This is a genomic window from Caminibacter profundus, assembly GCF_054657155.1.
The window spans coordinates 855,832-879,081 of sequence record NZ_BAAHXC010000001.1 but is presented as its reverse complement, the minus strand read 5'-3'; the positions used below and the strand labels follow the sequence as shown (position 1 = coordinate 879,081).

General features: G+C 27.7%; 26 protein-coding genes. 10 read left to right on the top strand and 16 right to left on the bottom strand.

Going from position 1 to position 23,250, the window contains the following annotated elements:
- Positions 1-7: 7 nt before the first annotated feature.
- Together rsmD and ACYQ1U_RS04650 are read right to left on the bottom strand one after the other, a co-directional pair.
- Positions 8-595 (bottom strand): 16S rRNA (guanine(966)-N(2))-methyltransferase RsmD, encoded by a 588-nt coding sequence (gene rsmD / locus ACYQ1U_RS04655; protein ID WP_459884838.1) that lies wholly within the window; start codon positions 593-595, stop codon positions 8-10.
- Positions 582-866, bottom strand: a complete 285-nt coding sequence (locus tag ACYQ1U_RS04650; RefSeq protein WP_459884836.1) for a hypothetical protein — start codon at positions 864-866, stop codon at positions 582-584. The genes rsmD and ACYQ1U_RS04650 overlap by 14 nt, the downstream gene beginning before the upstream one ends.
- Before the next feature lie 87 nt (positions 867-953).
- Between ACYQ1U_RS04650 and ACYQ1U_RS04645 the strand changes: the two genes are divergently transcribed.
- From ACYQ1U_RS04645 to ACYQ1U_RS04625, 5 genes are all read left to right on the top strand, one after another.
- A complete protein-coding gene (locus ACYQ1U_RS04645) occupies positions 954-1,319 on the top strand; it encodes a flagellar protein FlaG (RefSeq protein ID WP_459884834.1) in 366 nt (121 codons plus the stop codon).
- A gap of 2 nt (positions 1,320-1,321) precedes the next feature.
- Positions 1,322-3,019, top strand: coding sequence for a flagellar filament capping protein FliD (fliD, locus tag ACYQ1U_RS04640; protein ID WP_459884832.1), 1,698 nt, complete (start codon positions 1,322-1,324; stop codon positions 3,017-3,019).
- A 12-nt stretch (positions 3,020-3,031) separates the two neighbouring features.
- On the top strand, positions 3,032-3,403 hold the full coding sequence (gene fliS, locus ACYQ1U_RS04635) for a flagellar export chaperone FliS (protein ID WP_459884830.1): 372 nt from the start codon (positions 3,032-3,034) through the stop codon (positions 3,401-3,403).
- A gap of 37 nt (positions 3,404-3,440) precedes the next feature.
- Positions 3,441-3,698 (top strand): hypothetical protein, encoded by a 258-nt coding sequence (locus ACYQ1U_RS04630; protein ID WP_459884828.1) that lies wholly within the window; start codon positions 3,441-3,443, stop codon positions 3,696-3,698.
- 112 nt (positions 3,699-3,810) lie between these two features.
- On the top strand, positions 3,811-4,278 hold the full coding sequence (locus ACYQ1U_RS04625) for a rhodanese-like domain-containing protein (RefSeq protein ID WP_459884826.1): 468 nt from the start codon (positions 3,811-3,813) through the stop codon (positions 4,276-4,278).
- Here the strand turns inward: ACYQ1U_RS04625 and ACYQ1U_RS04620 are convergent.
- Genes ACYQ1U_RS04620 through ACYQ1U_RS04605 form a run of 4 tightly spaced genes read right to left on the bottom strand, consistent with a single transcriptional unit; the run spans position 4,271 to position 8,098 of the window.
- A complete protein-coding gene (locus ACYQ1U_RS04620) occupies positions 4,271-5,023 on the bottom strand; it encodes a 4-(cytidine 5'-diphospho)-2-C-methyl-D-erythritol kinase (RefSeq protein ID WP_459884824.1) in 753 nt (250 codons plus the stop codon). The two genes, ACYQ1U_RS04625 and ACYQ1U_RS04620, sit on opposite strands and share 8 nt — an antisense overlap.
- Positions 5,013-5,246 carry a carbon storage regulator CsrA gene (gene csrA / locus ACYQ1U_RS04615; RefSeq protein ID WP_459884822.1) on the bottom strand — a complete coding sequence of 78 codons (234 nt, stop codon included), beginning with the start codon at positions 5,244-5,246 and terminating at the stop codon, positions 5,013-5,015. Before csrA ends, ACYQ1U_RS04620 begins: the two co-directional genes overlap by 11 nt.
- Positions 5,237-6,100: a pseudouridine synthase family protein gene (locus ACYQ1U_RS04610; RefSeq protein WP_459884820.1), complete on the bottom strand. Its 864-nt coding sequence runs from the start codon at positions 6,098-6,100 to the stop codon at positions 5,237-5,239. The genes csrA and ACYQ1U_RS04610 overlap by 10 nt, the downstream gene beginning before the upstream one ends.
- Before the next feature lie 9 nt (positions 6,101-6,109).
- Complete coding sequence (locus ACYQ1U_RS04605; protein WP_459884818.1) at positions 6,110-8,098, bottom strand: ATP-dependent helicase; 1,989 nt, start codon at positions 8,096-8,098, stop codon at positions 6,110-6,112.
- 97 nt (positions 8,099-8,195) lie between these two features.
- Here ACYQ1U_RS04605 and ACYQ1U_RS04600 point away from each other — a divergent pair, with 97 nt between their 5' ends.
- Positions 8,196-9,065: a LysR family transcriptional regulator gene (locus tag ACYQ1U_RS04600; protein ID WP_459884816.1), complete on the top strand. Its 870-nt coding sequence runs from the start codon at positions 8,196-8,198 to the stop codon at positions 9,063-9,065.
- On the opposite strand, the gene ACYQ1U_RS04595 is transcribed toward ACYQ1U_RS04600, so the two are convergent.
- Genes ACYQ1U_RS04595 through ACYQ1U_RS04585 form a run of 3 tightly spaced genes read right to left on the bottom strand, consistent with a single transcriptional unit; the run spans position 9,052 to position 11,812 of the window.
- Positions 9,052-9,468 (bottom strand): hypothetical protein, encoded by a 417-nt coding sequence (locus ACYQ1U_RS04595; RefSeq protein WP_459884814.1) that lies wholly within the window; start codon positions 9,466-9,468, stop codon positions 9,052-9,054. The genes ACYQ1U_RS04600 and ACYQ1U_RS04595 overlap by 14 nt on opposite strands.
- A complete protein-coding gene (locus ACYQ1U_RS04590; RefSeq protein ID WP_459886394.1) occupies positions 9,452-11,191 on the bottom strand; it encodes a M3 family oligoendopeptidase in 1,740 nt (579 codons plus the stop codon). The genes ACYQ1U_RS04595 and ACYQ1U_RS04590 overlap by 17 nt, the downstream gene beginning before the upstream one ends.
- 9 nt (positions 11,192-11,200) lie before the next feature.
- Positions 11,201-11,812 (bottom strand): aminotransferase class IV, encoded by a 612-nt coding sequence (locus tag ACYQ1U_RS04585; protein ID WP_459884812.1) that lies wholly within the window; start codon positions 11,810-11,812, stop codon positions 11,201-11,203.
- 92 nt (positions 11,813-11,904) lie between these two features.
- Here ACYQ1U_RS04585 and glnA point away from each other — a divergent pair, with 92 nt between their 5' ends.
- Entirely contained in the window at positions 11,905-13,371 is a 1,467-nt protein-coding gene (gene glnA / locus ACYQ1U_RS04580; RefSeq protein ID WP_459884810.1) for a type I glutamate--ammonia ligase, read from the top strand.
- A 49-nt stretch (positions 13,372-13,420) separates the two neighbouring features.
- On the top strand, positions 13,421-14,620 hold the full coding sequence (locus ACYQ1U_RS04575; RefSeq protein WP_459884808.1) for a GGDEF domain-containing response regulator: 1,200 nt from the start codon (positions 13,421-13,423) through the stop codon (positions 14,618-14,620).
- Here the strand turns inward: ACYQ1U_RS04575 and ACYQ1U_RS04570 are convergent.
- The 4 genes from ACYQ1U_RS04570 to ACYQ1U_RS04555 form a co-directional block, all read right to left on the bottom strand.
- Positions 14,613-15,536, bottom strand: coding sequence for an aminodeoxychorismate synthase component I (locus tag ACYQ1U_RS04570; protein WP_459884805.1), 924 nt, complete (start codon positions 15,534-15,536; stop codon positions 14,613-14,615). The genes ACYQ1U_RS04575 and ACYQ1U_RS04570 overlap by 8 nt on opposite strands.
- 2 nt (positions 15,537-15,538) lie before the next feature.
- Positions 15,539-16,411 carry an aspartate carbamoyltransferase catalytic subunit gene (locus ACYQ1U_RS04565; RefSeq protein ID WP_459884804.1) on the bottom strand — a complete coding sequence of 291 codons (873 nt, stop codon included), beginning with the start codon at positions 16,409-16,411 and terminating at the stop codon, positions 15,539-15,541.
- Positions 16,412-16,558: 147 nt separating this feature from the next.
- Complete coding sequence (cmoB, locus tag ACYQ1U_RS04560; RefSeq protein WP_459884802.1) at positions 16,559-17,440, bottom strand: tRNA 5-methoxyuridine(34)/uridine 5-oxyacetic acid(34) synthase CmoB; 882 nt, start codon at positions 17,438-17,440, stop codon at positions 16,559-16,561.
- Positions 17,441-17,633: 193 nt separating this feature from the next.
- A complete protein-coding gene (locus tag ACYQ1U_RS04555; protein WP_459884800.1) occupies positions 17,634-17,822 on the bottom strand; it encodes a hypothetical protein in 189 nt (62 codons plus the stop codon).
- A 39-nt stretch (positions 17,823-17,861) separates the two neighbouring features.
- Here ACYQ1U_RS04555 and ACYQ1U_RS04550 point away from each other — a divergent pair, with 39 nt between their 5' ends.
- Positions 17,862-19,040, top strand: a complete 1,179-nt coding sequence (locus tag ACYQ1U_RS04550) for a M20/M25/M40 family metallo-hydrolase (RefSeq protein WP_459884798.1) — start codon at positions 17,862-17,864, stop codon at positions 19,038-19,040.
- A gap of 1 nt (position 19,041) precedes the next feature.
- Positions 19,042-19,659 carry a carbonic anhydrase gene (locus tag ACYQ1U_RS04545; RefSeq protein WP_459884796.1) on the top strand — a complete coding sequence of 206 codons (618 nt, stop codon included), beginning with the start codon at positions 19,042-19,044 and terminating at the stop codon, positions 19,657-19,659.
- Here ACYQ1U_RS04545 and ACYQ1U_RS04540 read toward each other — a convergent pair.
- Genes ACYQ1U_RS04540 through tyrS form a run of 3 tightly spaced genes read right to left on the bottom strand, consistent with a single transcriptional unit; the run spans position 19,656 to position 23,205 of the window.
- Positions 19,656-20,918, bottom strand: coding sequence for an N-acetylmuramoyl-L-alanine amidase (locus ACYQ1U_RS04540; RefSeq protein WP_459884794.1), 1,263 nt, complete (start codon positions 20,916-20,918; stop codon positions 19,656-19,658). The two genes, ACYQ1U_RS04545 and ACYQ1U_RS04540, sit on opposite strands and share 4 nt — an antisense overlap.
- Positions 20,915-22,000, bottom strand: coding sequence for a nitronate monooxygenase (locus ACYQ1U_RS04535; RefSeq protein WP_459884792.1), 1,086 nt, complete (start codon positions 21,998-22,000; stop codon positions 20,915-20,917). The genes ACYQ1U_RS04540 and ACYQ1U_RS04535 overlap by 4 nt, the downstream gene beginning before the upstream one ends.
- The gene (tyrS, locus tag ACYQ1U_RS04530) at positions 22,000-23,205 is read right to left on the bottom strand and encodes a tyrosine--tRNA ligase (protein ID WP_459886392.1); all 1,206 of its coding nucleotides are present in this window, start codon (positions 23,203-23,205) and stop codon (positions 22,000-22,002) included. The genes ACYQ1U_RS04535 and tyrS overlap by 1 nt, the downstream gene beginning before the upstream one ends.
- Between the last annotated feature and the right edge of the window lie 45 nt (positions 23,206-23,250).

Genomic DNA, 23,250 nt, shown 5'->3' with positions numbered 1-23,250 from the left:
GATATCCTTATTCATAAAAAGTAACGGAACTTTTTCCGAATTTTTTAATTTTTATTTTTTTATATTTTCCTAAAAACTCAGGAAATTCATAATCACTTTGGTGTTCTATAAGAATTTTTTCAACATTCATTTTTGGAAGTTGTTTGATTAAGTTTTGAACTTTTTCATAAATATCTTCATATCCCTTTCTTATAGCAAATGGAGGGTCAAAATAAAAGAAAGCTCTATCTTTTTTTCTTTTTAGTTTTTCTATTACATCCCAAATAGTTTCAAAACTATCTCCTAAAATTATTTCACACTTAATTCTGTCTTCTTCTTTTAATGAATCAATATTTCTTTTTAAAACTTTGGCAGCTTCTGGGTCTTTTTCAAGAAAATAAGCTTTTTTTGCACCTCTACTTATTGCTTCAATGCCTATACTTCCAACTCCACTAAATACTTCAACCCAAGTAGAATCAGGTACTTCCCACTGAAGAGAGTTAAAAATTGCTTCTTTTAGTATCTGTTTTGTACTTCTTGTAGTCTCTTTATCACCCATATAAAGTTTTTTACCTCTATATTTTCCACCTATTATTTTAATATTACCTTTTTCCATAATAGTCCTTTATAAGTTTTTTTAAATCATTTTTAAAATTATCAAAAAGTTTATCTAATTCTTCTTCAAAGCTAGGTTTTTTTATTAACTTTTCAAGTTGCAAGAGAAGAGTACTTTTTGTAAATGGTTTTATAATATCTTTACCAATAATTATACCTTCTTTTTCGTAATTGTCTGTAATAATTACTCCATTGTCATCAATATATTCTTTTAAATAATATTCAAGTGTTTTTTGAAGTAGAGGAGATTCGCACTCTATTTTTAGTTTCATATAAACCTTTTTATATAATTTTATCAAAAAAAATTAAATTTTTTTTTAATTTGCCGATTCTCTTACTATAAACTCAAGGAGTTGGCTATGGATATATTTAGCGGAGTAAATAATATTGCTAAAAAATATGATGTTAATTCTACCCAAAATTTAAATACTAAGCAAGCTGACCATATAAAAGAGATAAAAAAGAGTGAAGATGATTTTAAAAATAAATCAAAAGAAGAAATAAAAAAAGAGTTGCAAAAAGTTATTGAAGAACTTAATAAAGAAATGAACCCATTAAATCAAGATTTAAAGTTTCAATTTAATGATAAAGTAAACGAATTAGTAGTTCAAGTTGTAGATAAAAAAAATGATATAGTAATAAGAGAATTTCCTCCAAAAGAAGCATTAAGACTTATGGAAAAAATGAGAGAGCTGGTAGGATTACTTTTTGATAAGAAAGGGTAAAAATGGCTGATTTAGGAACACTAAGCTCACTTGGGATTGGAAGTGGAGTTTTAAGTTATGATGTAATAGATAAACTTAAAAATGCCGATGAAAGTGTAATGGTAAAACCACTTGAAGATAAAGTAGATTTGTTAAAGAAAAAAGAGAGTGCGCTTTCTCAATTTATTACAATAGGCTCGACTGTAAAAACTGATGTACTTGATATTGCAGATGGAACTCTTTTTGCTAAAGTTAATACAAGTGTTAATGGAAGTAGTGTTAGTGTTGAAGCAAGTGATGGGGTGAACCCTCAAGAGTTTAATATTAATGTAAATCAACTTGCTCAAAATGATATATATGAGTCAAAAGGATTTGCTTCGCTTGATAGTATTATTAATAATACTTCCAATCCAGTTACTATAGATTTAGGAGTGGGTAGTAGTGTTACATCAATTACATTACAAGCAGGAGCTACCTTAGAAGATTTAAAAAATGCAATAAATGATGCAAATGCAGGAGTTACTGCTTCAATTATTGATACAGGAATAGGGAGTAATCCTTATAAACTAGTATTAAAAGCAGACAATACAGGAGCTGATAATATAATAAAACTTGATTATTCTAAAATTGAAGACTTAGGATTAAATGCAATTACTTATAAGTCTTCTGTTTATTCGTCTGATACAGATTTAGTGAATAATTCTGGAAGTACACAGGTTTTTTCTATTGATATAAATGGAGTTACATATTCAATGGATGTGGCAAATGGAACAACGGTAAATGATTTTATTAATGCAATAAATAATGGGAATCTTAAAGATAGTAATGGAAATTCACTTAATATTAGTGCTTCATTTACTAATGGAAGTATAGAATTTAACATAAAGGCTATAGGAGATATTACAATAAATGATACAAACTTAACTACGGCATTTAATAGTAATACCAATTTTACTAATGAAAATAGAATACAAACTGCTCAAAATGCGAACTTTCTTTATAATGGGGTTGAGGTTGAAAGAAGTTCTAATACTATTGAGGATTTGATTGCAGGTGTAAAAATTGAATTAAAATCTACCGGAGAGTCAACTGTTTCAATTGATAATAATGTAGACAATATAGTAGATAGTATAAAAAAATTTGTAGCTGATTATAATGCAATGGTTAGTAATATTCAAAATCTTACAGCCTATAATAAAGACACGGGAGATGTAGGGCTTTTTCAAGGAGATAGTGATTTTACAAGTTTAGAGAGTATATTTAGTGGAGATTTGTTTGGGACTACTTATACTTACAAAACAGAGTCTCTTGATAGAAATGGAAATAAATATACTGTAAATGCTTTTTTTTCAGCTGCAAATGCTGGATTTAGTATGGATAGAAATGGTATGATAAGTTTTGATGAAACAAAATTTAGAGAAAGTTATAAAGAAAATCCAGATATTACTAAGAGGTGGTTTGAGACTACTTTTACTAAAATAAAAGATGATTTTGAAAGAACTATTACAGGAAGTAATTCTAATTTATCTTTATTAGACCAAGAAATAAAAGATGAAGAAAAAAGATATGAAGATAGAATTGATTCTATGAAAAAATATCTTGAAACAAAATATGAAATTATGGCTAAACAGTTTGCAGCATATGACGAAATGATTAATAAATTTAATGCAATGAGTCAAAGTTTAACAATGGCAATAGAACAAGCCATAAATACTAAATAAAAGGTAAGAAATATGACGTATAATAGAGCACTTAATAGTTATAATCAAATGAATTCTAATATAGAAAGACCTGAAAAACTTATTCTTATGCTTTATGAAGGAGCACTTAGATTTGCTAACTTTGCAAAAAAAGCTATAAGAGAAGAAAATATTGAAGAGAAAGTAAAATATATAATAAAAACTTCAAATATTTTTATTGAACTTATTAATTCGCTTGATTTTGAAAAAGGTGGAGATATAGCTCATTATTTAAATGGGCTTTATGCATATCAATTGCAATTACTTGCAAAAGCAAATTTGGAGAATAATGAAGAATATTTAGATGATGTTATTAGAGTTTTAAAGGGGCTAATAGAAGCATGGAAAGAAGAGACAGGGGTTTAAGATAAGAACAATGAAAAGTGAGAAGTGAGAAGAGAAAATGAAAAATGAGTTTTCTTTAAAAGAATTAAAACTAGCGGTAATAAATAAAGATTTAAAAAAATTAGAAGAACTTTCAAAAAAAAATCCTTCTTTTTCTTCAATAAAAGAAGCAAAAGAGTTTTTAGGTTATTTGCATGAGGCAATTAAGATTTTGGAAAAAAGCAAAAACAAATTATCTAATGATATGAAAGAAATAAAAAAACTTCAAAAATTCTATTTAAATAACTCTAATGATAGTTTTAATCTAAAAGTATAGATTTTTTTATAAATTTTTCTTATATTTCTTGAAAAGAAGAATTAAAAGAAATATAATAGTGAATGAGCATTCATTTATTCTTTGTAAAATCTTAGAATAAAAAGGAGAAAAGATGAAAAAGCTAGTGGCTAGTTTAGGTTTAGGAATTGTTTTAAGTAGTTCGTTGTTTGCACTAAGTGGTTCTTATGCACATATTTTCAAATCTGAAGTAAAAGCAAATGCAAAGTATGTAAAATACATAACTCCTGAGGAGCTTAAAAAATGGATTGATGCAGATAAAGACTTTGCAATAATTGATGTAAGAGAACCATCTGAATGGCAAGCAGGTGAAATTGATTGGCCAGAGTATAATGAAATACCAAGGGGGTTGGCTGATGTTATGGTAGCAAAGGGAGCATTAAAACCTAATAATACATATGTAATTGTATGTGCAACTGGAGGAAGAGCTACACTTGTTGGAGGGAAACTAGTAAAACTTTATGGATTCAAACATATTTATGTATTAAAAGGTGGTCTTAAAGGATGGTTAAAAGCTGGATATAGCGTTGTTAATAAATTGGGAGAGCTTAAAGCTAAATAAGCTCTTCTTTTTTTATCTTAAAAAAGCTGCTTCCACTTCCACTAAAAAATCCATAGTCTAAGTATTTGTATAAATCCGGGTAAAGCATAAGAGCAGGCTTTAGTAAATCGTTAAGATCACTTGGTTTATAATTTTGTAATAACTCATTAGTTTCTTTTTTATCAAAATCTGTATTTGATGGATTAAAAAAGTTTTGTTTATATGCATTATATACATCTTTTGTTGAACATTCTATTGGAGGGGTTAAAATTTCAAGGTCTAATGCTTTTTCATCTCTAACTTCTACAATATCACCTCTTCCATATACATCTGCTACATCTGCATCAGTTATAAAAAATGCCACATCACTTCCTACTTTTTTCCCGACTTCAATAAGCTCATGAGTGTCTAGATTTAGACCACTTTTTTCATTTACAAGTCTTAAAAATGCTGCTGCATCACTGCTTCCTCCGCCAAGTCCTGCCATTTCAGGAATGTTTTTTTTAATTCTAATTTCTTTTCCTATAAACCATTTCTTAATTTCAGGATATGCGTTAGTAAGTTCTACATAAGCTTTAAATACTGTATTGTCTCTTAGTACACAATTAACATCTCCTATAATATTAAATTTATCAGCTTCAACTATTTCAATCTCATCATATAAATTTTTAACTTTCATAAATCTTGATTTTATTAGATGATAAATTCCGTTGTGTCCTACAATTTTTAAAAAAATATTTACTTTTGCGTATGCTTTAGTTTTCATTTAATACCTTTGAAATTTTATTAATATCTTCAATAGAGATTTTTTTACTAGCTTTTTTATTTTCATTTTTTATTTCTTCTAATAGTTCGCTTCTTAAAATTTGAATTTCTTTTGGTGCTTCTATTCCAATTTTAACTTGATTTTTTGAAATTTCTACTATTACTATTTCTATGTTTTCTCCAAGTTTTACTCTTTGGTTTTCTTTTCTTGAAATTACAAGCATATTTCAATCCTATTTAATATATATTGTACCTTTTTATCTATTATTTCAATAATGGTTAAAAACTTATCATATGTTACATAATATTTACCATTTTCTTGAAATTCAAAATCCTTTATATCAAGTTTTTTTCCTAAAATCAAATTTTTAGTATCTTTTAAGTATTTGTTTTTAGGTAAATTTATATATTCTATTGGATTTAATTTTTTTTCGCATTCATATTTAAACTTACCCTCACTAATTCTTTCAAGATAAGTTAAGCTTCCATTTACACCCAGTTTCTTAGCAATATCAAAGCCTAAACTTCTTATGTAAGTACCTTCACTTACACTTGCTTTGAATGTGATAAAAGGATGAGAATAATTTATAAGCTCGATATCATAAATCTCAATTTTAATTTTTTTATCTAAAAATTTTTTATTTAAAACTTGGGACTCGGAACTTGGAACTTGGCTACTAAGTTTGTATGCCCTTTGTCCATTAATCTTTTTTGCAGAATAAATTGGTGGAAGTTGAAATTGTTTTCCTAGAAAACTCTTTAATGTTTTTTTTATAGTTTCTAAATCGAATTCATTAACATTTTCAATTTTTTCAATTTTTTCTATATCAAGAGTAGGGGAGTAAGCTCCGAGCATTAAGCAAGCTAAATATACTTTTGGACTTTTTTGTAAAAATCTAAAAAGTTTAGTATATTGTCCACTCGCAATTATAATATTACCACTTGCAAATGGATCAAGTGTACCGGAAAACCCCATTTTTCTAATTCCATATTTTTTTTTAAGTTGATTTAAAAATTTATTAGAGCTTATAAACATAGGTTTTTTTGCTACGAAAAGCATATTTTTACATTTTTGCATTTAGTTTCCTTAGGTTTTCTCTACAAAGTTACTTAAAATTTCTCTAATTGTTCCACAAAAATCAATTTTTAATTTTGTTTTATTTCCAGCTTTATTAATGCCTATAACTCTTCCTGTTCCAAATACTTTATGTTTTACTAAGCTACCTTTTTTTATTCCAGTTGAACTATTTAAATTTACTCTCTCTCCCTTAATAAGTCCAGCTTCTGTTAAAAATCTACTTTTACTCACTTGAGTTCTTTGACCTCTTAAGAATCTACTTTTTACATATGATAAAGTAAGTTCTTTTTTAGCTCTTGTGATTGCAACATAAGCAAGACGTCTTTCTTCTTCAATGTCAGCATCATTAAGTGGGAAAAAACCTTCTTCCATACCTATTACAAACAGATGTTCAAATTCAAGACCCTTACTTGCGTGAATAGTCATAAGATTTATAAGTGAGTTTGCTATTTTGTCTTGATCGCTTTCAAGTGATAGTTCATTTAAAAACTCCCTAAGGTTTAAATCACTTTTTTCTCTCATCATTCCATAGAATTCTTCAATATTTCTTCTTTTGTCTTCATCTTTATATGAAGTTGATAACTCTATTATTTCTTCTATATTTTCAATTAGTTCATCAAGTTTTAAATGTGAAAAAAACTCAATCATTTTTACAAATTCTTTTAGAGTTTTTGCAGCTTTTTTACTTAAAAATGATAAATCATTTTCTTTTATGAACTCAATAAATGATTTATCACCTTTTGCTTCTTCTAGCTTTATAATTGTAGTTTTTCCAATTCCACGTCTAGGCTTGTTTACTATTCTTTTAAAAGAATAATCATCATTTGGATTTATCATAAGTCTTAAATAACTTATTAAATCTTTTATCTCTTCTCTTTCATAAAATTTTATTCCGCCGACTAATTTATAAGGAATTCCATAATTTCTAAGCCCATCTTCTATTGATCGTGAAAGAGCATTTATTCTATAAAGAATTGCTATTTCATTTGGATTTACACCAGAATCAATTAAGTTTTTAATTTTTTTAGCGATTATTTCGGCTTCTGCAGTTTCATTGAAGTTTTCTATGATTTCTATTTCTCTGCCATCTCCAATTGCTGAGATTAATTTTTTGTTATATCTGTTTTTATTAAAACTTATTAGATTGTTTGCAGCTTTTAAAATTTGATTAGTTGAGCGATAGTTTAACTCTAACTTTATAACTTTTGCATTAAAATCTTTTTCAAAGTCCAAAATATTTTTATGATTTGCGCCTCTAAATCCATAAATGCTTTGGTCATCGTCTCCAACTACGCAAATGTTATTGTGAGTTAGACATAATTTTTTAAGAAGCAAAAGTTGTATTTCATTTGTGTCTTGATATTCATCGACCATTATATATTGATATTTTTGTGATATTTCTCTGTTTAAGTCATTGTTTTCGTGTAGTATTTTATATGTTAAAAGAAGTAAGTCATCAAAATCTACTAAATTATTATCGAGTAAATATTTTTGGTATTTTTCATAAATAAAGGCCATTTTTTTATATACCTCTTCATTTGCTAACGCATATACTTCATCTGCATTCAAAAATGAATTTTTATATTTGCTAATTTCTTTTGCCATAAAATTTGGTGGAAGATCAGTTGAAATTGATTTTAGTATTTTTTTTTGGTCGTCACTATCAATTATTACAAAATTATTATCTCTATTTATTAAATGTATATATAGTTTTAAAAAAAGCAGTCCAAATTTGTGAAATGTAAGTAGTAGAGGAGGATGTGAAATATCACTTTCTATCATATTTAGGGCTCTTTCTCTCATTTCACTAGCTGCTTTATTTGTAAATGTAAGTGTTAAAGTGTTTGCAGGGTCAATTCCTAAAGAGAGTAAATATGCAAGCCTTGTTGTAATTGTTTTAGTTTTACCACTTCCTGCACCTGCTAAAATAAGTAATGCTCCGTCAATATGAGTCGCTGCTTTTAATTGACTTTCATTTAATTCATCTAAAAATTTCATAATCCTCACTTTTTATTTTAATTATATCAAAAAAGCTTTGCATTTCATTATAAGCTTTAGTTATAATTACTATAAAAAAATTTAAAAGTGGGGAGCTATGGTTATAAAATATCTTGATAAGATTTATACGTTTTTGGTAATAAATAGAGAGTCAAGTTTTTCAAGGGCAAGTAAAATTTTAGGTATTTCTCAGCCAGCGGTTACTCAGCAAATTAGAATACTTGAAAATTTTCTTGGAGTTACATTATTTGAACGTAAAAAAAATGGAGTAATTTTAACAAAAGAGGGTCAAGAGTTTTTAAAAATAGCTTTGGAGTTTGAAGATTTTCTGAAAGAATTTGAGAAGAAAATAGATAAATTTAAAAATATTGATTCACCATTTTTAATAGGAGCATCTCCTACTGTTGGAAATTACAATTTACCTGAATGTATTAAATATTTTAAAAGTCTTGTAAATAAAGAGATAAATTTAATTATAAAAAGTAATGATGCACTTTTTGAAGATGTTAAAAATTCAGCTATTGATATGGCATTTGTTACAAAGAAAAAGAATGATAATTTAAATTATGTAGAATGGCTTGAAGATGAGCTTGTAGTATTTTCTAATAAACCTATACCACCTACTCTTGAAATGGAAGATTTAAAGAATTATAAAATGATATGTCGTGAACCAAATTCATCTACAAGAGAATTTATAAAAAAAGTTTTTGAAGAGAATAGGTTTGAATGTGATGTTTTAAATGTTTTAAGTGTTGTTCATAATTCAACTGCACTTAAATTTACAGTTATGAGTTCACAAGAACAAGTCGTATCTATTATTTCAAAAATGGTTATAAAAGATGAGTTAAAAGAAAAAAAACTTTTTGCTGCAAAAATAAAAGGTGTGAATCTAAAAAGAAAAACATATATAGTTTTTAAGGAAAAAACAAAAGATATAGAGGCGATACTTAACTTTATTCGCTCATAAACTTTTTGTTTCTAGGATTAAGAGTAAATGGGTTTTTTGGTTTTTTTGGTGGCAAGGTAGCTGATGGATTTATAAAGAGTGGAGTGTCAAATTCTAGTATTTGTATAATATTTTCAATAGGTACTGTTACAAGGCTACCAAAATTTTCTTCTCCAAATCCAGCTTCAAAAACTAAATTTTCATTTTCTATTTTTGCAGTTGAGAGGGTATAGTTTGCAAGAACAAAAATTATAATGTCTTTATATGCACTTATAATGTGTTCTGGTAACATTGGATTAAAATTTATTCCATCAAGTTTACATACAATTGAAAATTCATCTTTTACATTGTTAAGAAGAAAAGAAAGAATTTCTTTTGCGTGTTTATCTTTTATATTTCTAAATTCTTCATTTTCTATAATCACTGCTTATCTCCTTGAATTCGTTTAGCATTTTTCTTACAGTATTCATACCTTTTTCCCAAAAATCTTCATTTTCTATATCTATATTAAAAAGTTCTGCAAATTGTTTTTTTGGTGGAATGCTTCCGCCTTGAGATAAAAATTTAATATACTTTTCTTCAAAATTTTCAAAGCCACTCTTATATAGTTCATAAAGAGATAGAACTAAAAGTTGAGCGAAAGAGTATGCATAACAATAAAATGGTGAATGAATAAAATGAGGGATATAACTCCACCAAATTTCATAATTTTTAGTTAAATATACACTGTCTCCAAACATTTTTTGATTTTCTTCCATCCAAATTTTATTAAAATCTTCAGGTTTTAATTCATCTAAATTGTGAACTCTTCTTTCAAAATTTGTAAATACAATTTGTCTAAAAAGCGTAGCAAAAATATCTTCAAGCTTTGCGGCGTATGTTTCAATTAATTCTTCTTTGGTTAAAGTTTTTTTCATTTCTTCAAATAAAAGCATTTCAGCAAATATACTTGCAGTTTCAGCAGTTGTTAAAGGGGTGTCTTGATTTAGATATCCAACCTCTCTTGCTAAATATTGATGAATAGCATGACCTAGTTCATGAGCTAAAGTAAACACATCTCTTCTTTGATTTGTGTAATTTAGTAATACATATGGGTGAGATGCAGGAGTTGCTGAGTGAGAAAAAGCTCCACTTCTTTTATTTTCTTTTGGATAGACATCAATCCAATTTTCTTCAAATGCTTTTTTTGCCACTTCATAAAATGTGTTTGAAAAGTTTTTAAATGCATTTAAAACCATTTCTTTTGCCTGATCGTAAGGAATTTCAGAGGTTTTGTCAGTTAATTTTATTGGGGCATATCTATCATAATCATAAAGTTTGTCTAATCCTAAAAGCTCTTTTTTTATCTCATAATAATTAGCTACTATTTGGGTATTTTCATTAACTGTATTAATTAGAGCATCTACACTTTTTTTGCTAACTTTATTGTTTAAATGTCTTGGTGCTTCTGGAGTTTCGTATTTTCTAATATCAACATAATCTATTTTCCAATCTTTTTTTATTTGGTTATATATGTAAGCTAAAAGTTCTTGATGAGGTTTTAAACCAAGTGTTAAAGAAATTTGGGCTTTTTTTCTTGTATTTCTATCAGGTGAATAAAGTTTAGATAGGATTTCTTCTTCACTTAAGTATTCACCATCAAAAAAGAATTTTATTCTGCTTAAGCTCTCATCAAATAGTCTATTAAATGCACTAGAGCTTGTTAAATCTTTTTTCATTAAAATTTTTTCTTCTTTTTCACTAAGTTTGAAAGGTGCTTCTTCTTGAAGGTGGATTAGATAGAATTTATAAATTCCAGAATTATCGATAAATCTTTGTTGTTTATCAAGTGGTAAGTGAATAAATTCAAGCTCAAACCAGATTAAATGTTCTTCTGCAAGATTTGCTAATTCTTGAAATTTAGCTAAGATATGACCTTTGCTAGAATCTGTTGCAAATTCAAGGTAGACAAAGGTAAGAGTTCTTCCTATATTTTCCCATATATCTTCATATTCTTTTAAAATTTCTGTAAATTCTTGTGGAGTTAATGTATAAAGTCTATTTTTGTATTTTTTTTCAAATTCTTTTGCTTTAAATATAGCTTGTTTTAAAAACTCTTCAGCTTCATTTATCGAACTAAAAAGTGCAGATAAATCCCAGTTCATTATTTTCCTTTTTTATATAATTATATCAAATTCATCTATTACATAAAATTCTAAAATTGCATTTATTAAAGCTATCTTTTTGAAATAGGGAAGGTCAAATTTATGAATGTTTTCTTCTTTTAATATTCCTTTATTTAATAACTCTTCTCTTTTTGTACCTCTAAGTAATGGATATTTTGGAGTTAGCCACTCTATTCCATCAAAAAAAGCTAAGTTTGAGATAGTAGTATCTGTAACTAAGCCATTTTTTATTAGAATAAACTCATCAAAAGAAGGGAAAAGTGAAAAGTGTAAAGTGAAAAACTTTCTATTTTTCTTTTTTATAAAATAATTGTAGTTAATATTTATTACTTTAAATTTTTTAAAACTTCTCTTTTTAATAGGAAACACTTCAATATTTTTAATTCCATTATATGAGTATGTAATTCTCAATCTAAATTTATCATTTGAAACTTGAAACTTGGAACCTGGAACTTGGAACCTGGAACTTGTCAACTTTATAACCCATTCTTTCTCATCAAATTTCCATTTAAAATATTTATATGCTTTTTTTACTCTTTCTAAATGATAGCTAAAATTTTTAATATTTCCATTTGTAACAAGCATTGTTTCAATTAATTCCATTTTTTCTCCATTGATTAAAATTTATACAATTTATATTTATTTTTAAAAATTACGTTGGATATAATTATTCCAAAATAAAAAAAGGAGAGCAAATGACAGCAAAAGAATTCTTACAAGAATGTAGAGAAAAAGAGATTGAGTTTATTGATTTTAGATTTACTGATATTAAAGGAACTTGGCATCATGTAACTTATGATATTGATAGCATTGATGAAGAAACTCTAACTAATGGGCTTCCATTTGACGGTAGTTCTATTCCTGCATGGCAACCAATTAATGAATCAGATATGGTATTAAAGCCAGACCTTGAAATTGGTACTCACTTTGTAGATCCATTTACTGCTGATCCTACAATGGTGGTATTTTGTGATGTATATAATACTGATGGGACTCCATATGAAAAATGTCCAAGAAGTATTGCAAAAAGAACTCTTCAATATATGGCTGAACAAGGTATCGGTGATGTAGCATATTTTGGACCTGAAAATGAGTTTTTTGTATTTGAAAATGTTGTTATAAGAGATGATATTAATGCTCAATGTTATGAAGTAGACAGTGCTGAGGGTGCTTGGAATGATTATATAGCTGAGTTTGGAGATGAATTAAATATTGGACATAGACCTAGAACTAAAGGTGGATATTTTCCAGTACCTCCAGTTGATTCTATGATGGATTTAAGAGCTGAAATGGTAAAAGTATTAAAAGAAGTAGGTCTTAAAACATTTGTTGTTCATCATGAAGTTGCTCAAGGTCAAGGTGAAATTGGTGTTAGATTTGGAACACTAGTTGAAGCTGCTGATAATGTTCAAAAACTTAAATACGTTGTAAAAATGGTAGCTCATTTAAATGGAAAAACTGCAACATTTATGCCAAAACCACTTTATGGTGATAATGGTAATGGTATGCATACCCACCAATCTATTTGGAAAGATGGAAAAAATATGTTTTATGATGCAAATGGATATGCAGGACTTAGTGATGTAGCTAAAAAATATATAGCAGGTGTGTTTGAAAATGCAAATGCTGTTGCAGCATTTACAAATGCTTCAATGAATTCATATAAAAGACTTCAACCAGGATTTGAAGCGCCAAATATTTTGGCTTTCTCTGCAAGAAATAGAAGTGCTTGTTGTAGAATTCCTTGGGGAGCAGGTGAAAAATCAGTAAGAACTGAATTTAGATTCCCTGATAGCACAGCAAACCCATATTTAGCATTTAGTGTAATGCTTTTAGCAGGTCTATGGGGTATTCAAAATAATGCAGAAATTTATGAAGCTGCAAGAGAACCTCTTAATGAAGATCTATTTGAGTTAACTCTTGATGAAATTAAAGAAAGAGGAATTAGAACATTACCTGCAACTTTAAGAGAAGCTATTTATGCTCTTGAAGATGAATTAGCAAAAGATGATAGTTTCTTAAAAGTTACGCTTAAAGACGGAAGCAGAGTATTTAGCGACAATTTCTTAAAAACTTATATTGACTATAAATATGAAACAGAAATTATTCCAGTAGAGGGAAGACCACATCCATATGAATTTATTACTTCTTATTCTTGCTAACTTTCCTCTTTTTTCTTTTTTTGATATAATGCTCTAAAAGGGTGTATATTTGGATATTTTATTGATAGAAGATAATAAAGTTTATGCAAAAGCTATTACTCAAGTTTTACAAAAGCATCTTTTGTTTGCTGATATAAAAAGTATTTCTTCTTTTAAAGAACTTCTTGATAAAAATTTAGATAAATTTTCTTTATTTATAGTTGATTATAATCTTCCGGATACAAAAGCTGATGAGCATATAAAATATCTTCTTGATAAAGATAAAAAGATAATAATACTAACTGCAAATTTTAATGAAGAAGTAAGAAAAAAATATATAGAAAAAGTAATAGATTATGTTTATAAGGAAGATAATTCTACAATTTATTATCTTTTAAATCTTATAAAAAGGTATCAAAAAAATGAAGGCAAATCTGTTTTATTAGTTGATGATTCTTCTTTTGAGAGAAAAAGAATTGCTAAATACTTAGAACTTTTAAATTTAAATGTTTATGAAGCTGAAAATGGAAAGGATGCGTTAAAAATTTTAGAAAATAAAGAGATTTTTATGCTGCTTACAGATTTAAGTATGCCAACTATGGATGGTAGTGAACTGATTAAAAAAGTAAGAATTAAAAAATCACTTGGAGAATTGCCTATTATAGCTTTTTCTGGAGTTGAAGGAAAGTATGAAACTATAAAAGTAATAAAAAGAGGGGCTAATGATTTTATTAGAAAGCCTTTTGAAAAAGAAGAGTTAATAGCAAGAGTAAATAATCTTTTAACAATGTATGATTATTTACATAAATATAAAGTGTCTTCTATTATAGATCCTTTAACAAAAATGTATAATAGAGAGTTTTTACAAACTAAAGTTGAAGGACTTTTCAATATATATGAGAAAAAATGCATAGCAATGCTTGATATAGACTTTTTTAAAAAAATTAATGATACAAAAGGACATCTATTTGGAGATAAAGTTTTAAGGTGCTTTGCAAAAATTATAAAAGCGGAAATTAGAAAAAGTGATATAGTTGTCAGGTATGGAGGAGAAGAGTTTTTAATTTTTATGCCAAATACTTCAAAAGAAGAGGCCTTGATTATTATTCTAAAAATAAAAAAAGCTTTAAAGTTAGTAGATGGATATAAATTTACTTTTTCTGCTGGAATTGCAGATGAGGGTGATACACTGGTTGAAATGATAAAAATAGCTGATAATAGATTATATAAAGCAAAAAAAGCAGGGAGAGACCACATAATTTTCAAATAGGAATATAAACTTTTTTTATTAATTCTTCATATTCTTTTTTTACATTACTATCAATTGTAATGCCACCACCACTTTTGTAAATAAATTTAGAGTTTGGAGTGTTAGATGTAGGCTTTTCAATATATCTAATAATAACGGCACTATCAAGAAATGTTTTTTCATCTGTAATTCCAAATATTCCTGTATAAAATCCTCTATCATACCCTTCAACCTTTTTAATTATTTCCACTGTTTTTTTCTTTGGTGTGCCACTAATGCTTCCAGCAGGTAACATTTTTATTATTAAATTTAGATAGTTTTTTTGCCAATTCTTAGGGAGAGTTGCTTCAATTTCGCTACTAACTTGCAAAAGTTCTTTTTCACCTGCTTTTATTTTATCAATGAACCTAAACTTATTTACTTTTACATTTTTTCCAATCATTCCTAAATCATTTCTAAGTAAATCTACAACCATAGTGTGTTCAGCCATTTCTTTTGGGTTTGATAATATTTTTTCTTTTGCATTAAGAGTTTTTGCATCAATTGTACCTTTCATAGGATAAGTGTAGATTTTATTATTTTTTATTTTTACAAATCTCTCGGGGGAGAAGCATACGAATTTGTTTTTAAAATACAGTTTAAAAGGAGCTTGAGATGAGTTAAAAACTTCAAGTAGATTGCAATTTGTTTCAATAATGCTTGGAAAAGTTAAATTAAGAAGGTATGTATTTCCACTTTGTATTTCTTCAATTACTTTATTAAATGCTTTTTTATAAACTTCAAAAGATATAGGTTTTTTTTTAATTATTTTACATGGTTTCTTTTGAGTGTTTTTAGGTAACAATGAAAAAGAAGGAAAAGAAAAATAAATATCTTTTAAGGATTTTATATTTTCAATATAAATATTTCCATTAAAATCAATTAAAAAGAATTTCATATTTAGCCTATTAAATGTTTAAGAATTGCCATTCTTACAGCTACACCATTTTTAACTTGTTCAAGTACTAAACATCTCTTATCAGCTAAAACTTCATCGCTTATATCAATATTTCTATGAACTGGTCCTGGGTGCATAATAAAAATATTTTTATCTTTAATTAATTCTTTTGTAATTTGAAAATTTGTTGCATAATCTTTAAGAGATGCGAAAGTAGGACTTGAATGTCTTTCAGTTTGGGTTCTAAGACTAATAATGGCATCCGCAAAATCTATTGCTTCTTTTATGTTATGAGTAGAAGGCAAATTAGTTTTTGGTAAAAATTGAGGAGGGGCAACTAATAATACTTTTGCACCAAAACGAGTAAAAAGTTCAATGTCTGAATTTGCAACACGGGAATTTCTAATATCACCAACAATTGCAATTTTTTTGCCTTCAACTGAGCCCCATCTTTGAATTAATGTAAATAGATCAAGAAGTCCTTGAGTTGGATGTTGATGAGCTCCATCACCGGCATTAATAATAGAACATTTTACGTAATTTGATAAAATTTTTGGTACTCCTGAACGATTATGTCTAACTACAATTGCATCAGGACCCATTGCATCAAGATTCGCTGCTGTATCAAAAAGTGTTTCACCTTTTGATGTTGAACTTCTTGAAACATCTAAATTTACTACATCAGCACTTAATCTTTTTGCTGCTATTTCAAAACTACTTCTAGTTCTGGTTGAATTTTCAAAAAAGATATTAATAATTAGTTTTCCTTTTAAGTCCTCTCTTTTTTTCTCATCTAGATATTCTTTTGCTAGAGAGAAAATTTTTAAAACTTCTTCTTTAGTTAAATCTTTTGTATGAGTTAAATGTTTTGACATTTAATTCCTTTTTTGTATAATTTTACTATAAACTGATAAAAAAGGAGAAAAAATGGATTATGGATTAATTTTAACATCAGGATTTATTACTACTTTTGCATTTATAATATTGGTTTATTATTATATGATTAAAGCAACTCCAGAAAACTAATATTTTAATTTTAAATAAGCTCTAAGAGGAGGGTCATACCCTTCAATAGTTTTTGTTTGATCTTTATTTAAAAAACTATCTAAACTTTCACCATCAATCCATTCAGTTTTTCGCTGTTCGTAAGTTGAGGTATATCTTTTTCCAATAAATTCAATATCGCTAAATTTGGCTTTTTCACACCAGTTGTATAAAGCTTTTAAAGTAGGGATAAAGTATACATTTTTCATTTTTGCATATCTTACAGGACACAAGGCAATATCATCATTCCCTTCAATTATTAGTGTATCAAGAATTACTTCACCGCCTCGATTTAATCCAGCCTTTAGCTCTTTTAACATATTAATAGGATCACGTCTATGATATAAAACTCCCATACAAAAAATAACATCAAACTTTTTATCAAACAAAGGAATATGTTCAACTCCTAAAAGTTTGTATTCAATATTACTTTTTATAAACTTATTAATAAAATCAAACTGCAAATTAAATAAAGCACTTGGATCAAATCCAGTTATGCTTTTTGGGTGCATTTCAAGCATTCTAAACATATAGTATCCATTATTACATCCAACATCTAAAATATCTTTATTTTCTAGATTTAGATGAGGTTTTAGGTGATCCCATTTTATATAGCTTTTCCACTCACTATCTATAAATAAATCATTGATTTTAAATGGGCCTTTACGCCAAGGTTTTAGCATTTTTGCAATATTTTCAATTTCAGGTTTTAATTTTTCATCTGTTTTTATTTCAATAATATCATCAATTTTAAACTCAGAACTTGTAACTTGAAACTTGGTTACTTCTTCATATATTGGTTTTATATTTTTCCACTCAAACCATTTTTGTCTTTCTTTTAAAATATTTTCAATTTTCAATTCTTAACCTTTCATTGTGTATTGGTATATTGGTGATTAGTATATTTGTTATTGGTTATTAGTAATACCAAAAATTTTGAATCTAGCATTTGTCTTTTCTTTTCTTTGTATCTTCCTTTTTTTCTATCTTTTCCAAAACTACAAATTTATTAAAAACCAATTAACCAATAACAAATATACTAATAACAATATTTTAATTGCATTCTAAACATATTGTTTTTTTCTTTTTTTTAAACTTTATCATATAATCTTTACATTCTTTATAATAAGTTCCATAAAGTCCATAATTTTCTTCACATTCTGGGTAATATTTGTAAGAAATCCCCTCTTTACTTACACAACCTATAAAAAAAAGTGATATGATAAAGAAAATTATTTTCATGTGAGCTCTTTTTAATGAAATTATATCAAAGGAATAGATATGAGTAAGTTAAAAGAAGTTTTAAGAATTTTTGAAAAAATCACTAAAATACCTCATTGTAGTGGAGACACTCAGGAGCTTAAAAATTTTATAGTTGATTGGTGTAAAAACTTTGGATATAAAGTGCAAATTGATAAAGCTGGAAATGTGTTAGCAAAACTTAATAATCCAAAACTATGTTTACAATCCCATTATGATATGGTGTGTGTAGGAACAAGGAATATTGAAATAATTGAAGAAAATGGTTGGCTTAGGGCTAAAAATTCATCTCTTGGCGCAGATAACGGTATAGGTGTAGCTATTATGCTTATGTTTATTTCTCAAAAGAGAGATTTTGAATTTTTATTTACAAATGATGAAGAAATAGGACTTATAGGAGCATCTCAGTTAGATTTGTTAATAGAGAGTAAGTATCTTTTAAATCTTGATAGTGAAGATGAAAATATTTATATTGGGTGTGCTGGAGGAGTAGATGTAATAGTTTCTTATCCAAAATCTTTAAAAAAAGTATATGGTACTAAGGGTGAGCTAATTATTAATGGACTTCCAGGAGGACATAGCGGAGTTGATATTGATAAGAATATTCCAAATGCAATAGTTGAGTTACTAAAAAGAATAAAAAACACTTCTTTTTTAAAAGGAGGGGAGAGAAGAAATACTATTGCAGTAAGTGCAAAAAGTTTAGAAATTTTTGAAGGAAATGAGGAATTTGAAGTATATGATGATAAATATTTGAGTTTTTTAAAAAAACTTCCTCATGGAGTACTTGAGTTTGATTTTAAATATAAAGTCCCAAGTAAATCCATTAATTTTGCACTAATTGATGGATTTGAAGTAGTTTTAAGCGCTAGAGCTAATAGCAATGAAAAATTAAAAGAAGTGAAAGAGTATATTTTAAGTAAAACAAAAGGTGCTAGTGTAAAATTTGAAGGAGAATACCCTGCTTGGGAGCCAGAAGAGAATGAATTTAGTTTGCTACTCAGAGAAATTAGTGGAAGTAGTCTTAAAGTAATACATGCAGGACTTGAATGTGCAGTTTTAAAAAATAAATTTCCTGAAATTAAGATGGCTTCATATGGACCTATTATAGAAAACCCACATTCAATAAGAGAGAGAGTTAAAATAGATTCTATTAAAAATGTTTTAAATGTATTAGAAAAACTTTTTGAAAGGATGTAAAATGGCTAAAAACTTATTTGATGGAGTAGTTAATTTTAAAAAGGAGGATTTTGAAGTTCATAAAGATTTATTTAAAGAGTTAAAAGAAGGACAAAAGCCTCATACATTTTTTATTGGATGTAGTGATAGCAGGATAGTGCCAAATTTAATTACGAAAGCTTTACCAGGAGAACTTTTTATAGTTAGAAATATTGCAAATGCAGTACCTCCATGTAATTTAAATGATGGAATTTATAAATGTACGGCATCTGCTCTTGAATATGCGGTGAAATTTTTAAATGTTGAAAATATAGTAGTATGTGGGCATAGTAATTGTGGAGGATTAAAGGCTCTTTTTTATCCACCAGAAAAACTTGAAAAACTTCCTATTGTAAAGTCATGGTTAAGTATTATTGAAGACTTAAAAAATGAAGTAGATAGTAATGATGAACAACTAAGAGAGTGGGAAATTGAGCAATTAAATGTAGTTAGGCAAATTCAAAATTTACTTACTTATCCATTTGTAAAAGAAGCCTTTGAGAATAAAAAACTTAATATTTACGGATGGTATTATATAATTGAAACAGGAGAAGTTTATAATTACAACTTTGAAAAAAAGGAGTTTGAACTTATTAATTAAGGATTTTTTCTAAAATAATCTTTAATTCCTTTTGCTATTCCTTTAGCAATTCTATTTTGATAATCGTCATTAAAAAGTCTTTTTGCTTCTATCGGGTTTGTAAGATATCCCATTTCTATTAAAATTGCTGGCATTTGAGTACCAACTAATACCCAAAAAGGAGCAGGTCTAACTCCACCATCTCTAACTTTATATCTTTTTCTAATTTCTCTTAACATTCCTTTTTGTATATCAATTGCTAGTTTATTTGAATCAATTATTCTATCTTTGTTTAAAAAATTTAAAATTACTCTTTGGTCTAGATAATTAAGTCCTTTTATTTCTTTATTTTCTGTCCTAGCAACTTCTATTGCTCTTTCGTTTCTTGTAGGAGATAGAAAGTATGTTTCAATTCCTCTAGGAGTTCTTAAGTGCCTTGGTGCAATATTGCAATGAAGAGAAATAAAAAGATCAGCTTTTTTTATATTTGCAAAATGAGTTCTTTTTTTTAGAGGAATAAAAACATCTTTTGATCTAGTTAGATAAACTGTAAAACCTCTTTTTTGAAGTTCTTTTTTTAGTTTTTTTGCAACTGAGAGTACAGCATATTTTTCGTATCTTCTACCAATACCAATTCCTCCTGCATCTTTTCCACCATGCCCTGGGTCTATTACTATAATTTTTCTTTTAACTGATTTTTTAAAATTAACCGTTTTTATAGTTTGTTTTTTTGAAAGTTCAACGAATAATTTATTTTTTATAATTTTATATTTGAAGTAAAATGGTTTGTTAGAACTATATACTATTCTTACAGTGTTTTTATTAAATTGAGCTATTCTTAAGGTTATGTTACCAATTTTCTTTTTTACAAACTTTGGAGTAATTGCATTAGGTATATCTATTACTTCTTTAAATGAATTTTTTTTCTTTATTTTAAAATGTTTTATTTTATTTGTAGGAAGTGTGATTTTTAGAGGATTGGTAGAATGTATTCTTATATATTTTTTAAAAATATTGCTAGTTTTTGAACTGTTTTTTTTGTGATTTTTTTTTATAAGCTTGTAGTATTTTTGTTCGTAAGTTTTTATATCAAAATTTAGATATTTCCCACATTCAATTAATTCTTTTAATGCTTTTTTTTGTTTTTGAATATTGTTATCTAGTAATGAGTCAATATATATTTGTTGATATTTATAATAATCTTGATATGCCGTGTTGTATGAGCTTGTATTGCAAGCAAAAGCAAAGACAAAAAAAAGAAGAGCGATAAATTTTTTCATTCGCCGGTTAATTCTTTTATTAAGTCTTTTACATGTATTAGTTTATCAGCTTTATATGCATAAGCTCCACTAAAAAATAGACCATATTCTTCATTTCCTAAATATCCATCGGCAAGTCTGTCTGCAATACAATATCCAACTTTTTTTGCCTCTTCACCTCTATTACAAGGAGATACACAGTTTGAAATACATTTGATTTTTGGAGCTTCTTTTTTTTCTACTTTTTCGATAAGTTTTGTTCTAATACCACGAGCAGGATATCCTACAGGTGATTTCATAAGTATAATGTCTTCTTTTTTTGCATTTAATAAAACTTCTTTCCATTTATCACTTGCATCACATTCGTAAGTTAGGGCAAATCTAGTTCCCATTTGTACACCATCTGCACCAAGGGATAGAAACTTTAATATATCTTCACGAGACCAAATTCCACCAGCTGCAATTACAGGAATATTTTTATCCCATTTATCAACTTCCTCTCTTACATCAGGAATTAAATTTTCAAGTTGGTTTTCTTCTTTAAAACATTCTTCATATTTAAATCCCTGATGGCCACCACTAAGTGGGCCTTCAACTATAACTGCATCCGGCAGTTTTTTATATCTTTTTTCCCATCTTTTTGCAATTAACTTAAAGGCCCTGCCAGTAGAAACAATTGGCACAAGTGCAACATCAGGAAAATCTTTAGCAAATTCTGGCATATCCATAGGAAGACCGGCACCTGTTATGATTATATCAGCTCCTGCCTCGCAGGCATCTCTTACAACTCTTCCATAATCATTAATTGCATATAAAATATTTACTCCAAGTGGAGCATTACCACAAATTTTTCTTGCATTTTCAAAAATTTTAAAAAGAGCTTCACGTGAATAGAAATCTTTTTCGCTTAAAGGTTTCCCTTCTACTAAATGTTTAGCATATTTTTTATTTTCATAATAGCCTGTACCAACTGCACTGATAACGCCTAGAGCTCCTTCTTTACTTACATTTCCAGCTAACTTATCCCAACTTATACCAAGTCCCATTCCACCTTGGATTATTGGATACTTAATTATGTGCTTTCCAATTTTTAGAGGTTTCATTATTTTACCTTCACTTTTGCAAATTTTCTTTTTCCTATTTGTAAAATATATGTTTTACCACTTTCAAGATTAATATCTTGAGATGAAATTTTTTCTTGATTTATTCTAACAGCCCCACCTTTAATATGACGTCTTGCTTCACTTTTTGAGTTAGCAAGTTTTGTAAAAGTCAGGGCATCAACTATACCCATAGGGTTAATTTCAAATTCAGGTATATCATCTGGAATTTGGTTTTGTTTATGAACTTTATCAAAATATTCTTTAGCAAGTTTGCCAGCACCACTTCCACAGAATCTATCAACAATTTCAATTGCAAGAAGTTCTTTGACTTCTTTTGGATTGCGACCGTTTTTTACTTCTTCTTTTAATTTTTTAATCTCTTCTAAACTTTTATCGCTCAAAAGTTCATACCAATCCCACATCAATTCATCGCTAATTGACAACACTTTAGCAAAAATAGTATTAGCATCTTCTGTAATTCCAATATAATTTCCAAGAGATTTGCTCATTTTATTAACACCATCAAGACCTACAAGTAAAGGCATCATAATTATGCTTTGTTCTTTTCCTATATTATAAACTTTTTGAAGGTGTCTTCCCATAAGTAGATTAAATTTTTGGTCAGTCCCACCAATTTCTATATCACTTTTAAGAGCTACACTATCATATCCTTGAAGCAAAGGATATATAAATTCACTAATAGCTATAGGAGTATTTGATTTAAATCTTTTTTCAAAATCATCTCTCTCTAGCATTCTTGCAACTGTATAGGTTGTAGTAAGTTCTACTATTCCAGCAGCTCCTAGATCATTTAGCCATTTCGAATTAAATACTACATCAGTAAGTTCTGGGTCTAATATTTTAAATACTTGGGTCTCATAAGTTTTAGCATTTTTAGCTACAACTTCTGGAGTTAACATTTTACGCGTTGCACTTTTTCCTGTAGGGTCACCTATTTGAGCTGTAAAATCACCTATAAGAAATTGAACTCTTGCACCATATTTTTGAAAAGTTTTTAATTTTTGAAGTAAAACTGTATGACCTAAATGAAGATCTGGAGCAGTTGGGTCAAACCCGGCTTTTATAGTAAATCTTTCTCCTGTCTCAAAAAACTTTTTTACTAATTCTTCAATTCTCTCAAGGCCAATAATTTCACTACTTCCTCTTTTGATTTCTTCTATAGCTTCTTTAATTTTATTCATTATTCTCCCTTCTAAGTTTTTCGAATTCTTTTCATTTGATTGGTGACT